Annotated in this window: 8 protein-coding genes; 3 read left to right on the top strand and 5 right to left on the bottom strand. The window is 62.5% G+C overall.

Annotated elements, in window-relative coordinates; genetic code table 11:
* The first annotated feature begins 10 nt into the window (after window positions 1-10).
* Window positions 11-1081 (top strand): acyl-CoA dehydrogenase family protein, encoded by a 1071-nt coding sequence (locus A9995_RS06880; RefSeq protein ID WP_067610697.1) that lies wholly within the window; start codon window positions 11-13, stop codon window positions 1079-1081.
* 31 nt (window positions 1082-1112) lie between these two features.
* On the top strand, window positions 1113-2399 hold the full coding sequence (locus A9995_RS06875; RefSeq protein WP_067610695.1) for an MFS transporter: 1287 nt from the start codon (window positions 1113-1115) through the stop codon (window positions 2397-2399).
* A gap of 10 nt (window positions 2400-2409) precedes the next feature.
* Here the strand turns inward: A9995_RS06875 and A9995_RS06870 are convergent, their stop codons facing one another.
* The 3 genes from A9995_RS06870 to A9995_RS06860 form a co-directional block, all read right to left on the bottom strand.
* Window positions 2410-3645 carry a TetR/AcrR family transcriptional regulator gene (locus A9995_RS06870; RefSeq protein ID WP_067610693.1) on the bottom strand — a complete coding sequence of 412 codons (1236 nt, stop codon included), beginning with the start codon at window positions 3643-3645 and terminating at the stop codon, window positions 2410-2412.
* 89 nt (window positions 3646-3734) lie between these two features.
* Complete coding sequence (locus A9995_RS06865) at window positions 3735-5486, bottom strand: class I adenylate-forming enzyme family protein (RefSeq protein ID WP_067611036.1); 1752 nt, start codon at window positions 5484-5486, stop codon at window positions 3735-3737.
* Window positions 5486-6664 carry an acetyl-CoA C-acyltransferase gene (locus A9995_RS06860; RefSeq protein WP_067610691.1) on the bottom strand — a complete coding sequence of 393 codons (1179 nt, stop codon included), beginning with the start codon at window positions 6662-6664 and terminating at the stop codon, window positions 5486-5488. Before A9995_RS06860 ends, A9995_RS06865 begins: the two co-directional genes overlap by 1 nt.
* 262 nt (window positions 6665-6926) lie before the next feature.
* On the opposite strand from A9995_RS06860, the gene A9995_RS06855 reads away from it, so the two are divergent.
* Complete coding sequence (locus A9995_RS06855) at window positions 6927-8963, top strand: 3-hydroxyacyl-CoA dehydrogenase NAD-binding domain-containing protein (RefSeq protein ID WP_067610689.1); 2037 nt, start codon at window positions 6927-6929, stop codon at window positions 8961-8963.
* Between the two features lie 70 nt (window positions 8964-9033).
* On the opposite strand, the gene A9995_RS06850 is transcribed toward A9995_RS06855, so the two are convergent.
* Both A9995_RS06850 and A9995_RS06845 read right to left on the bottom strand, forming a co-directional pair.
* The gene (locus tag A9995_RS06850; RefSeq protein ID WP_082992537.1) at window positions 9034-10641 is read right to left on the bottom strand and encodes a carboxylesterase/lipase family protein; all 1608 of its coding nucleotides are present in this window, start codon (window positions 10639-10641) and stop codon (window positions 9034-9036) included.
* A 91-nt stretch (window positions 10642-10732) separates the two neighbouring features.
* Entirely contained in the window at window positions 10733-13741 is a 3009-nt protein-coding gene (locus A9995_RS06845) for a TonB-dependent receptor domain-containing protein (RefSeq protein ID WP_067610685.1), read from the bottom strand.
* Window positions 13742-13757: the final 16 nt, after the last annotated feature.

Genomic DNA, 13757 nt, shown 5'->3' with positions numbered 1-13757 from the left:
AATACACGACATGGCAATTCTCAACGAAGAGCAGGAAATGCTGCGCGACATGGCGCGCGAATGGACGACCAACGAAAGCCCGGTTACCGAGTTTCGCAAGGTGCGCAGCCGAGGCGAGCCCGAGGCCTTCAGCCGCGATGCCTATGCGACGATGGCCGAAATGGGCTGGGCCGGGGTCGTTATACCCGAAGACCAAGGCGGCAGCGACTTCGGATATCTTTCCGCCGGCCTCGTAGTCGAGGAACTGGGCAAGACGCTCACCGCCAGTCCAATGGTGATGAACACGGTCGCAGCGTCGGCCATCATGTTTGGTGGTAGCGACGAACAGAAAGCCAGATGGCTGCCCCAACTCGCCAGCGGGGAAGCTATCGCCACGCTCGCCATCGATGAAGGCGCGAACCACAATCCGGCACGGATCGAGGCATCGGTCTCGGGCGGCAAGCTCACCGGCACCAAGGCGTTCGTCCCCGAGGCGCACGGTGCCAACCTGTTCGTGGTCGCGGCCAAAGACGGGCTCTATCTCGTCGAGAAGGGTGACGGCGTGTCGCTCACCACGCGCAAGCTCACCGACCAGCGCAGCCATGCGGATGTTACGTTCGACGGCGCGCCGGCAGATCGGCTGGCCAATGGGGGCGACAGCCTTCTCAACGATGTCCTCGACCGCGCGCGTATCCTCACTGCCGCCGAGATGCTCGGCATGGCCCAGGCGGTGTTCGACACCACGCTCGGCTATCTCAAGCAGCGCGTGCAGTTCAACCAGGTCCTGGCCAGCTTCCAGGCGTTGCAGCATCGCATGGCCAACCTGTTTGCGGATCTTGCCCAGATGCGCAGCGCAGTGGAAGCGGGGCTGCAGGCGGTCGATTCCGGCTTCGGTATCGCTCGAGCGGCAACCATTGCCAAGGCCGAGGCGAACCGGGTGCTCCACATCATGTCGAACGAGGGCATCCAGCTTCACGGCGGCATCGGCATGACCGACGAATACGATATCGGCCTCTATTTCAAGCGCGCCCGCGTGCTCGAAAATGCCTTCGGATCGTCGGGCTATCTCGAAGACCGGTTCGCCACGCTGGGCGGCTATTGAGGTCTTGGATCCGTTAGCGGATCCCGAAGGAATGAATGACGCGGCCGGCGCGCAGCAACGCGCGCTGGCCGAACATGCGCGTTTCGTCGACGAGAACCTGAAGCGCAATTACCTCGCCAACTTCATCCATGGCGTGCTGGGGATGACAGGGTTCCGGCTGATCTATGCGCCGACGATCATCCCCGCCTACCTGCTGCTTCTGACCGGCAGCACAGCGGCCGTTGGACTGGGCGCAGCGTTGCTGCAGCTGGGGGCCACAATCAGCCCGATCGCCAGCGGCTCGCGGATCGAGCATCGCAGCCACATCCTGTCCTACGCCATTCGCGTCGGATCGATGATGCGGCTGATGATCCTGGGCCTGGCGCTGACCGGCTATCTCCTTACCGGCAACGCGCTGCTGATCGGTACCTTCGCCTGCTTCCTGCTGCTCGGTTTCTTCACCGGTGCGCAGCGCGTGGCCTTCCAGATGCTGATGAGCAAGCTGATCCCGATCCGCAAGCGCGGGCGGTTGCAGGGATATCGCAATTTCGCGGGCGGACTGATCGCGGCCGTACTGGCATGGGCTGCGGGGAATTACCTGATCGCCGACGAGTGGCTGGGCAATGGCTACGCCACCACGTTCCTGTTCGCATTCCTGCTGACCAGCGCCGGACTGGTGGTCCTCAAGACCATGATCCGGGAACCCGCTGCGCCTGTGTCGCGCCCGCAGATGCCCATGCTGCAGCGGATCCGGCAATTTCCCGAACTCCTGCAGGACCGCGACTTCGCCTGGTTCCTGGTGGTGCAGTGCTTTTCCACCATGGCCCGGGTCGGCGCCCCATTCTGGACGGTTTACGCCGGGACGCAGCTTGGGCTGGACGGCGCGCTGATCGGCGGTTTGAGTTTCGTGTTTCTCGGCTCGGACACGCTCTCCAATGTCCTGTGGGGCCCGCTGGGCGATCGCTTCGGCTTCAAGATCATATATGTCCTGGCGCTGATAAGCTCGGTTGTGGGCGTGGCGCTCCTGATCATCGGTGACACGGCAGGGCCGATCTATGCCGCTTTCGCCTTCCTCGGCGTGGGGGGCTCGGGCTGGATGCTGGCTTCGACCACCATGGTGCTGGAATTCGGCAAGACCGAAGACACGCCAATGCGCCTGGCCTTTGTGACGACGCTGGAAGGCGCAATCGCCGCAGCCGGTCCCGTGTTCGCAGGCCTGCTGGTTGCCGCGAGCGGCTTTCTGCCGCTGTTCGCGATCGTGCTCGCGGCGCAGGTCACCGCGCTCGTTCTGCTTGTCGTTATGGTGAAGGAGCCGCGCAACCGACCCGTGGCCTGGTGATCGGCCAGGTCTAGGCTCGGACCTCGGCCAGCATGCCTTCGCTTAGCACCGAGAGATAAGTCGCGATGGCGCTCGAGGGATCATCGAACCGCCGAGCCCATCGCCGGGCTTCGTAAGCGCCGTTCAGTGTCGACATGATGATCTGACTGGCGACGAGCGGATCGATCGCCCGCACCGACCCATCTGCGAACCCATCGATCAGGAAGCCGGCGAACCGCCGCGCCAGCCGGTTGGAGCGCATCACGACATCCGTCTTGTGCTCGCTGTCCAGCGCCTGCAGCGCCGTGGTGCGCAGCAGCGGCATCGCGTCGAAGAACTGCAGCTCCATCAATTCGTTGAGGACGCTCGAGATCCGCGTCCAGTAAGAGCCCTCCACCTTGTGCCCCGCCATTTGGACCTTCGAAAGGCGATCGTAGCTGCGCTGGAAGCATTCCATCACCAGATCGTCCTTGGCGTCGTGGTGATGATAGAAGCTGCCCTTCGTGACGTTCAGCGCCTCGGCGATGCGGTTGACCGATGCGCCCCGATAACCGAGATCGTTGATCATTAGCGTCGCCGCTCTGAGAAATTCGTCGTTCTGCTGGACAGGTTGCTCGCCATTGCTGCGCCAACCGCCATCGGGCAGCGCTGAGGGATTCCATTCGCCGTGCTGCGCCGGAATTCCGTGGCAAAGGACCTCGACCATCTTCTTTTCCACGCGCGGGAAGTCGAGCACCGAATAGCGCAGCGACCATACCGGCCACCACAGCATCGCCTCTATCAAGATATGCGCCCGCGCCGAGTAAAGCGCCCGTGCCTGCTCGTTCGCCGGTTCGCCGAAGAACAGGCGCACGTCGTTCACGACTTCGCGGTAATCCTGCAGCAGCTTGTCCTGATGCTCCTGGTCCAGTGAGCGGATTTCAGACAGCGCCGTCATAAGACCACGCTCACCACGCCGGATCCGGTCGCGCAGGGCCACGTGCAGCTTGACGAAAGCAGCGATCCGTTCCGCTGCGGTCGGCTCGGCCAGTGCCTCCTGCGCCAGATTTTTCAACATGGCGATCGTCTCGGCATAGACCGTGATGATCAGCTCGTCCTTACGCGGGAAATAATAGGTAACGCTGGTCGCATTGAGCCCGATCGCTCGCGCGACTTTGGTCAGTGTGGTCGCCTGCACTCCCGTTTCGTTGATCAGTACGGATGCCGCATGCACGATCGCGCTGCGCTTCTCACTGTATTTGCTCGTCACATCGGGCTTCTTCGCCATGTGTTCCCCCAGTAGCGTTGACCTACATCACCTCCTCGCACTCTCCAATGGTGAGCGCGCGCGAATCGTGAGCGACCGGCGGCCTTCGCTCAGAAAAAACGCGCCAGCTCTTTCTTCAATATCTTTCCGTTGGCGTTGCGCGGCAGGGTTTCCGGATAGAAAGCGATTTTCACCGGCACCTTGAACTTCGCCAGCCGCTGCGCGACCCAATCCTGCAGCTCCGCCTCGCTCGCCTGCATCCCGGGCGCGAGATGGACGATCGCGGCTGGTTCTTCACCCAATTGCCGGTGCGGCAGGCCGATCAGCGCCGCGTCGGTCACCGCGGGATGGTCGTAAAGCGCGTTCTCGACTTCCGAGGAATAGATGTTTTCCCCACCGCGGATGATCATGTCCTTCGCGCGGTCGGCGATATAACACCAGCCTTCCTCGTCCAGACGGGCGAGGTCACCGGTCCGCACCCACCCATCGACGAAGGTTTCATCGGTGGCTTCGGGATTGTTCCAGTACCCCTTCACAACCATCGGCCCACGTGCCCACAATTCGCCGATTTCGCCGACTTCGAGCGTGCGCGCTCCATCCTCGCTCATGATCTTGAGGTCGGCGACGGCCACCGGTGGGCCGCAGCTGTCGGGACGGTTGAGATAGTCTTCGGACGAATGCCCGGTCACCGTCGCCATCGTCTCGGTCATGCCCCAGCCATTGCCCGGCAACGCGCCGAACACTTCGCGGATCTTGCGCACGAGTTCGGGCGCGGCGGGCGCGCCGCCATAGCCGATCGCCTCGATGCTCGAGAGATCGTAATTCTTGCGTTCCGGATGTTCGAGCAGTTGCCAGGCGATGGTCGGTACACCGCCCGTGGAAGACACCTTCTCACGCTCGATGATCTTGAAGGCCTCGACCGGGTCCCATTTGTACATGAAGACCATGGTGTTCCCCGCGGCGAGGTTCCCCATCAATCCGGCAGAACAGGCGGTCACATGGAACAGCGGAATGACCGTGAGGCCTTTCTTGGGCTGCGGCAAAGGCAATTCCTCGCCCCGGCGAAGCACTGCGCAGGCAGCGTTGTAGCCGCTCGACAGGATGTTGGTGCACAAATTGCGATGCGTGCCCAGCGCGCCCTTGGGCTTGCCGGTGGTGCCGCTGGTGTAAAAAATCGTGGCATCGTCTTCCGGACGGATCTCGACATGAGGCAGCGTCGCAGCGGGCAGATCCGCGTACTGCGCGGGCGTGCCGATGATCGACTCCAGCGTCTCGGCACCGGCGAGCGCGAGTTCCGCGCGGGTGACCAGTACGGTTTCGACATTGGCAAATTCGCCGCGATGGGACGCGACGCGTTCCCATCGCTCCTCGTCGCACACCAAAAGCTTGGTTCCGGAATCGGCGAGGCCGTAAGCCAGCTCGTCGCTCGTCCACCAGGCGTTGAGCGGCACGCAGATCGCTCCGATCGTCACGGCGGCGAAGAAGACCACCGGCCATTCGGGCAGATTGCGCATGGCCAGCGCGACGCGGTCACCTTTCTTAACGCCGCGCGCCTGAAATTCATGCGCCAGCGCCGCGACCGCGCGAAACCAGGCGTCGTAGGTCATGCGCTCGTCTTCGTAGATCACGAACTCGCGCGCGCCGTGCGATTGGCCGAGCAGCGCGATGGCGCGCAAATTCGGCGGAGCGTTCTTCCAGGTGCGGACGGTCACGCCGCGGATGTCGATCTCTTCCATCTCGAACCGCATGCCAGGCGCGGTAAGGATGGCCTTGCATTCCGCGCGGCTGCGCGCGGGCCAGCTCGCGGGCGGAACCCAGCCGATGGCCGAGGCGAGGTCTTGCTGTTTGCTCGCAGTCGCCATCATAGCACCTCGAACAGGCCGGCCGCGCCCATACCACCGCCGACACACATCGTTACGACGACGTATCTCGCGCCGCGCCGCTTGCCTTCGATAAGCGCGTGCCCGACGCAGCGGGCACCCGTCATGCCGAAGGGATGGCCGATGGAGATCGAGCCGCCGTTGACGTTGAGCCTGTCGTCCGGAATGCCGAGCCTGTCCCGGCAGTAGAGCACTTGCACCGCAAAGGCTTCGTTCAATTCCCACAACCCGATGTCGTCGACCTTCAACCCGAACCGCTCAAGCAGCTTCGGGATCGCGAAGACCGGACCGATGCCCATCTCGTCGGGCTTGGTCCCCGCGACCGCCATGCCGACATAACGTCCCATCGGCGTCAATCCGCGCGCTTTGGCGACCTCCGCCTCCATCAGCACGCTGGCAGCGGACCCATCGGCCAGCTGGCTGGCATTGCCGGCGGTGATCGTGTGCCCTTCGCCCATCACCGGGTCGAGTTTGGCGAGCCCTTCCGCAGTCGTATTGGGCCGGTTGCAGTCGTCCATCGCGATGGTGACATCCTGCTGTGATACCTCACCGGTCTCGCGGTTCTTGACGTCCATCACAGTGGTCACTTCGACGATTTCGTCCGCAAACTTGCCGGACTCCTGCGCCGCAGCAGTGCGCTGTTGCGACTGCAGCGCGTAGGCATCCTGATCCTCGCGGCTGATGCCGTATCGCTTGGCGACCACTTCTGCGGTGCCGATCATCGGCATGAAGATGTCGGGGTGCATCTTGAGGAGTTCTTCGTCGCGCGCAGGCTTGCCGGTGTTGTTCCGGATCGCGGTGATCGATTCGATCCCGCCAGCGACGCAGATGTCCATGCGATCGACGATGATCTGCTTTGCCGCCGTCGCGATGGCCATCAGCCCACTCGAACACTGGCGGTCGATGGTCATCCCGGCGACATCGACCGGTAGTCCTGCACGCAGCGCGATCTGGCGGCCCATGTTGAAACCCTGCGCCCCGCCCTGGCTGGCGGCACCGATCACGACGTCCTCGACCTCCCCGCCATCAAGGCTCGCACGCGCGATAGCAGCCTCCACGCTCAAGGCTCCGAGTTTTACCGGGTGGGTCGCGTTGAAGGCGCCGCGGATCGATTTGGCAAGCGGGGTACGGGCAGTGGAAACGATGACGGCATCACGCATTTCGGACAATCCTTCACAATTGCACCGACTCGCAGTCGGCTTCGAGCCGGAGTTAGCCACGCAAGGCTTGGCAAAGCAAGGGTCGCGACGTATTGTCTAAAATTAAGGTATGAGAGTTTTCGCTCTGTATGCGATGCAACTGCCTTAAGATTATAAATCTGAGGTATGGTCGTATCGAAGCGTTGAACAGAGGGGCAAAGGGCGCTCCACGAAGCCACAGAAACAATATCAGACACCGCGACATGCAAAGGAGTACACGCCCATGACATCCCCAATCCGCACCGAGCGCCACGACAATGTTCTGGTCATCATATCCGACAACCCCCCGGTCAACGCGCTGGGCCAGGCCGTCCGCGAGGGGCTTGCGGATGGTATCGCCGAGGCATTGGCGGACGATTCCGTAGAAGCCATCGTGGTTCGTTGCGACGGGCGCACTTTCTTCGCAGGCGCCGACATCACCGAATTCGGCAAGAAACCTCAGGGTCCAAACCTCCCCGAGGCGCTCGATAAGCTGGAAGCCAGCGACAAGCCGGTTGTCGCGGCGATTCACGGCACCGCGCTGGGCGGCGGGTGCGAAGTGGCGCTGGCGTGTCACTATCGGGTCGCCGTACCAAGCGCGAAGATCGGCCTGCCCGAGGTCAAGCTCGGCCTGATCCCCGGCGCTGCGGGTACGCAGCGCCTTCCCCGGCTGGTCGGGGCACAAGCCGCTCTTCCGCTCGTGGCTATCGGCGACCCCATCTCCGCCAAAGCCGCCAAGGCCATCGGCCTGCTCGACGCGGTCGTGGGCGAGGACACACTGGAAGCCGATGCAATCGCCTTTGCCAGATCCATGGTCGGCAAGCCGGTCCGGCGCAGCAGCGAAGGAACAGCAAATCAGGACGGGGTCAAGAACCCGGCCATCTTCGACGATTTCCGCGCCAAGTACGGCCGCAAGATGCGCGGATTCGATGCTCCCAACGCGGCGATCGAAGCGGTCAAGGCAGCGGGCGAAAGCTCCTACGCAGACGGTGTATCGAAAGAACGCGAACTGTTCGGCAAGCTCATGACCGGTTCGCAATCCAAAGCGATGCGGCACTATTTCTTCGCCGAGCGCGCCGCCAACAAGATCGACGATGTGCCCAAAGACACGCCGCTAATTGCGATCAACAGGGTCGGCATCATCGGCGCGGGCACGATGGGCGGCGGGATCGCGATGAACTTCCTTTCCGCCGGAATTCCGGTCACGATCCTGGAAATGAAACAGGAAGCGCTGGATCGCGGCACCGGGGTGATGCGCAAGAACTACGAGAACACCGCGAAGCGTGGCCGGATGACCGCCGAACAGGTCGAGCAGGCGATGGGCCTGCTCACGCCCACTCTGGAGTATGACGACCTGGCCGATTGCGACCTCGTGATCGAGGCGGTTTTCGAAAACATGGATGTCAAAAAACAGGTCTTCGGGAAGCTCGACGAGGTAGTGAAGCCCGGCGCGATCCTGGCGTCGAACACCAGCTATCTCGACATCGACGAAATCGCCGCATCGACGAGGCGTCCCGGCTATGTGGTGGGGCTGCACTTCTTCTCGCCGGCAAACGTCATGAAGCTGCTCGAAATCGTGCGCGGCGAAAAAACCCGCGACGACGTGCTCGCCTCCTCCATGAAGCTGGCGAAGAAGATCGGCAAGGTCGCCGCAGTGTCGGGGGTTTGCCCGGGTTTCATCGGCAACCGCATGCTGTCCAAGCGTCAGGAACAGGCCAACAAGCTGATTATGGAAGGCGCCAATCACTGGGACGTCGACGACGTCCTGCTGGATTTCGGCTTCCCGATGGGGCCGTTCCAGATGGGCGATCTGGCCGGGCTCGACATCGGCTGGCATCGCGATCCTTCGAAGGTCACGACCGTGCGCGAGGCGCTGTGCGCGGCGGGACGCTTCGGCCAGAAGGCGGGCAAGGGCTTCTACGACTACGACGAGGCGCGCCAGCGTACGCCATCGGACGAGGTGAAGCATATCATCGCGGATTTCGCCGAGAGCGCCGGCAACGAACAGCGCGAGATCTCCAAAGAGGAGATCCAAGAACGCCTCCTCTATCCCATGGTGAACGAAGGCGCGAAGATCCTCGATGAAGGGATGGCGCAGCGCGCCAGCGACATCGATGTCGTGTGGATCAACGGATACGGCTGGCCGCTGCATACCGGAGGTCCGATGTTCTGGGCGCAGGAAGTTGGCCTAGGCACGGTGATTTCCGGGCTCGAGAAGCACGATCTGCCGGTAAGTGACTACCTGCGGACCAAGGCCGGGGCCGGCAACGCCTTCGACTAGGCTGCCGGTTCAAGCATCTGCAGGGGCCGCCCGCAATGGCGGCCCCTGATTTTTTCGAATACGATCCTCGTCAATCCGCTGGTAGCGTGCGGATCGCGGCTTCGGGATCGTCCACTAGCCTTGGGTCGAGGTTCAGCTCCATGACGTTGCGCGTCTGCGTGGTGTAGGGTTCCCATTCGGGCAACAGCTCGCTGGATGGCGAACCCGTCCTGGCGAAGGCGATCCAGGCATCGCTCATCATCGCAGCCATCCGCTCCGGATCCGGACCCAATCCAACGAGCGCCGCGCTTTCCTTTGCATTGTTGAACATCAGCGGGATGTCGAGCGTGTGCGGCGTCCGCAGCATGCCCCCGCCGATCGGCGTTTCCCACGTCAGGCGATACACATAGACCGGCGCAGTCGCGGTGCGGCTCTGCTGATCGGCGAGCAGATAGGTGCCGCGGACGAAGCGCGTTCCCATGGCGATGCTCGCCAGATGCGTCGGCGAATAGTCCGGGTACTTCTCGCGATAGGCCGCGACTGCGGCGACCGCCTGCTCGCCCATGGCGCCGGTCATCGCTGCAAGCGTGCCCTCGGTCAGTCGCCCGAACCACGGCTGCGCTGCGACGAACAGCGTCATCTCGTCCTTGTTATAGCCGATCAGCACGGGAATGTCGCGGGACTGTTCGGGCGCACTGGGCAGAAAGGGATCGCGCGGCATGATCGTGCCATCCGCGATCGGTCCGAATTGCGGGCCACGCTCCGTCGCGGTCTCGCCCGAGCTCAGTTTGCGAACCGCCTCGACAAACACGTCGCTTCGGACAGCGCGCAAATCCTCCAATGTCTCGACACCGGCCTCGTCAAGGATCCTGCCAGCGTAATCCGCCGCTTCGGCTGGCTTGCCGCTGTACACACTTGGGCCGGACTGGATCACGGCCTTGTCGAACAATCCGTCGGCCGACGGCATCGCCATCAAATGGCTGACCTTGGACCCGCCGCCGGATTCGCCCATGATCGTGACATTGTCCGGATCGCCGCCGAAGGCAGCGATATTGTCACGCACCCATTCGAGCGAGCGAACCAGATCGAGATTGCCGACATTGCCCGACGACGCGAATGCCTCGCCGAAGCGATCGGCAAGATTGAGGTAGCCGAAGGTGTTAAGGCGGTGGTTGACCGTGACCACGACCACGTCGCCCTTGGACGCCAGATTGCGGCCGTTGTAGGCGGGCCAGTTTCCCGATCCGTAGTCGTAGCCGCCGCCGTGGAACCAGACCATCACCGGCCGCTTGCCGCCATCGCCCGCAGCGGGAGTCCAGACATTGAGGAACAGGCAGTCCTCGTTGTCGAGCTTGGCTTCGGTCGAGGTCGGGAAGATACCCTGGATCTGCCGCGTCATCTCGGTCGCGGTCGAACCGCTGGCCGAATACAATTGCATGCACGGCGCGCCGTGGCCGGTGGCATCGGCCACCCCGTTCCACGCTGCATGCTGTCGGGGTGGCTGGAAGCGCAGGTCGCCAAGCGGTGCCGCCGCATAGGGAATGCCAAGAAAGGCTTCGATACCGTTCTGTTCGAGACCTTGCACCGAGCCCTTGTCGGTTTCGACGACGGGCGTAGCGGGTTCCTGTGCGACGACCGAAACGGCGGCCTGAATCATCAGTGCTGCAGCCAGAGTTTTCGTAACGCGTGCTTTCTTCATCGTTTGCCCTCCGGTGGGTGGATTGAGAAAAAAGAGGGGCGGACGGCACTACGACCGGCCGCCCCTTTAAGGAATGCGCTCCTGGAAGAGGTCAGAAGCGAAGCTTGGTACCCAGCTTGAAGGTTCGTCCCTTGGCGGTGCCAATAAACGGATCGTAGCTGTATTCGAGACGCGCCGCCGACGGTTCGGTGTCGAAGACGTTTTCAATTCCGGCCCGAAGCTCGACAGCGAGCCCCCCCAAAGCGAGGTCGATTGACCCGAGCAAATCATGCGTGATGAAGGATCCCACGCGCCGACCGAAGTTCGTACCGCCGAATTCCGGTGTTGCCGTGCAGAATTCCAGACCCTCGCATCGATTGTCGTCGACACCGCCGATAAACGTGGTCGACCAGGTCACGCTGACCGGTTCGAACTGCAGGTTGGCATAGCCGCTCGCCCGCCATTTCGAGATCGTGCCTGGCGCGCGATCGTAGTTGGTAAGGCCAGCGGCATCATATCCCGGGCTGAACAGCAGCCCATTGAACTCGAAATCGCTGAACTCGTATTTCAGAGTGTGGGTGGCGTTGGCCCCTACTGCGAGCCTGACCCGCCCCAGATCGGCGCGGTAGTTCAGGCTGAAGTCCAGCCCGCTCGTGGTAACATCCGGACCGTTCACCGTCTGGGTCTGGATACGGCTGATGTCGTTGCCTATCGTCGTCCCCTGGGTGCAGACACCGCCGGCAAACACCACGAAGGATGCGAACGGGCTGGAACAATCAACAGCCTGGGTGCCGTCCGCGCCATTTGGTGCCACCAAGGCTGCAATGGCCTGAACCGGCAAGTCGGTAAAGCGACCCTCGAACTTGTAGGTCCAATAATCGACGCTGGCGGTCAGACCGCCAAATTCGACAATGGCGCCAAAATTGTAGGTCAACGCTGTCTCCGGCGCGAGAGCCGAGTTACCCAACGTGTCCGTCGCTTTGTAATTGCCACCGAGGACGTCGATCCCCGCCACCGCGCTGCCCCCCCTGCCGAGGTCGGCGGGCAGAGGTCCTCGGAACGTGTCGCCGATCGAGCCCCGCAGAGCGAGGAAATCGGTGACCTCGAAACGAGCCGACAGTTTGGGATTGATGGTCGATCCTACCTGCCCGCCATAATCTTCGTAACGCACCGCACCGGTCAGTTCGAAGCCGTCGAAGGGTTCGAACTGCGCTTCGGCAAAAACGGCGTAGACGCTCTGGGACAGCCGAGCGCGCGGGTACTGTCCCAGAAACGTGAAAGCGCCGACCGGGAAGTTGTTGTCGAACGGATCATCGAGGCACGAACGGTCTCCATCGATGGCGCATGGGTACGCCTCAGGATCACTGAATCGGTTAATCGGATCCGTCGCGAAGTCGGTTTTGCGCAATTGGCCGCCAAACGCGTAGCCCAGTTGGCGGCCGAACATCGTGGTCTGGCCGCTGAACACCAGATCGGCGATGTACTGCTCTTCCACGGCGTTGGTGCCATTCTTCTGGCGGATGTAGTCGATCACCTGCTGCCCGTTCTCGTTGCCCGGCACGTAAGCCGGATTGGAGAGGCCGAGCGCCGCATTCCCGGGCGAGGAATTGATGAACGGGTTAAAATAGAGACAGCCATCTGCGCCGGGCGTGGGGCCAGTGCAGCCGTCGCCCCCGAAGCCGTTGAGCGCACGTTGCAAACGGTCGCCGACGATATCGAACGAATAGGCCGTGCGGGCACTGCGAATATAGGTGCCGAAGGTCTGCAGGCTCAGATTGGATGTGATGTCGTAATCGAAGCCCGCCGACACACGCCACGCATCGTTGATGGCCTGACCAGTGCCCGCCCCACGCGGGTCCAGCGGATTGCCTCCAAGCGCGAACGGCCGAGCCAGGACGATCGACGCAAGCACCGGCCTGAAAAGACGCGGAGGAGTGCCCGGCGCGAATGACTGGCGCAGGAAATCCGCATAGCCCGGATTGCTCGCCGGGACCGTGAACGCGCTCGCGCTGCCGGGTCCCCTCGGTCCCTGCGTCGGCGGATAGCTCGGCGAATAGCCCAGATCTTTCAGCTCTGTATGCGAATAGAGGGCTTCTGCGGTAAATCGCAGGTCATCTGACAGATCGGCGGTGAGCTGGGCATAGACCTGATAGCGATCCTCCTCTTCGATCAGGTTGACGAAGGGGATATAACTGTACCGACACACCGGCAGTGGAGAGGCGGTTCCTCGCGGAAAAACTCCATCGATCCCGCCCAACGATTCGCAGGCGTCTAGCTGGTTACCATCGACCGCAAGGCCCAGTGTGGTTGCACCGACACCGGGAATTACCCCGACCGGTGCGTACAACCCCGGGTTGGACAGGAAGGACCAGCCGGTCGGATTGTCCGCATAGGGAACCTGCGTGAAGGATCGCTCGGTCGTCGGCAGTTCCGAACGGTGCTCCCAGCCGGCACCGATCATCAGATTGGCCGCGCCGAAGTTGAAACCTGCCAAGCCACTCAGGCGGTAATTGTCGTCGGAGCCATCAATGAACTCGTAATCGCCGGTGACTTCGAAGCCTTCGAAGTCCCTGCGGGTCACGAAATTGGCAACACCTGCGATGGCGTCCGAGCCATAGGTGGATGCTGCGCCGTCCTTGAGCACCTCGATCCGGTCGAGGGCGAAGAGCGGGATGAGGTTGGTATCGGCAGCGCCATCCCCCGGTTCGGTCGCGAAGCGGCGACCGTTGAACAGCACGAGGGTGCGTTCGCGCCCTAGGCTACGCAGGTTGATCGATCCGACGCCCTGACTTCCGCCCGCGCCATACTGATTGGAATCACCAAGCACCGGGCCCACGGATGGCAAGCTTTTGATGAACTCGAGCGGGCTGTCGAGGCCACGTGATTCCAGCTCTTCCTGGCCGAACACGTCTACCGGCTGAGCGCCGTCTTCGCGCTGCCCTCTGATATAGGAACCGGTAACGACGATCGTCCTGTCGGGATCCGATTCCACTTGCTCTGCAAGTACGGGCTGGTTGCCCTCGTCCGCGGACGGTGCGGTCTGGGCCTGAGAAGCCGTCGACAGCGCGAGCGCCGGGAAGGTGAGTGCACCCCCAAGCAGATAGCGTGTTTTCCTATTCATTCCTCTTCCCTCTCTC

The sequence above is a fragment of the Erythrobacter sp. QSSC1-22B genome (assembly GCF_001678665.1).
In the GTDB taxonomy this organism is placed as follows: domain Bacteria; phylum Pseudomonadota; class Alphaproteobacteria; order Sphingomonadales; family Sphingomonadaceae; genus Qipengyuania.
This window is presented reverse-complemented; position numbering and strand designations above follow the sequence as displayed.

Bases quoted from the DNA above. Each gene is read 5' to 3' on its own strand.
- A9995_RS06855 (WP_067610689.1), top strand. From the start codon at position 6,927: ATGACATCCCCAATCCGCACCGAGCGCCACGACAATGTTCTGGTCATC.
- A9995_RS06845 (WP_067610685.1), bottom strand. From the start codon at position 13,741: ATGAATAGGAAAACACGCTATCTGCTTGGGGGTGCACTCACCTTCCCG.
- A9995_RS06865 (WP_067611036.1), bottom strand. From the start codon at position 5,486: ATGGCGACTGCGAGCAAACAGCAAGACCTCGCCTCGGCCATCGGCTGG.
- A9995_RS06850 (WP_082992537.1), bottom strand. From the start codon at position 10,641: ATGAAGAAAGCACGCGTTACGAAAACTCTGGCTGCAGCACTGATGATT.
- A9995_RS06880 (WP_067610697.1), top strand. From the start codon at position 11: ATGGCAATTCTCAACGAAGAGCAGGAAATGCTGCGCGACATGGCGCGC.
- A9995_RS06875 (WP_067610695.1), top strand. From the start codon at position 1,113: ATGAATGACGCGGCCGGCGCGCAGCAACGCGCGCTGGCCGAACATGCG.
- A9995_RS06870 (WP_067610693.1), bottom strand. From the start codon at position 3,645: ATGGCGAAGAAGCCCGATGTGACGAGCAAATACAGTGAGAAGCGCAGC.
- A9995_RS06860 (WP_067610691.1), bottom strand. From the start codon at position 6,664: ATGCGTGATGCCGTCATCGTTTCCACTGCCCGTACCCCGCTTGCCAAA.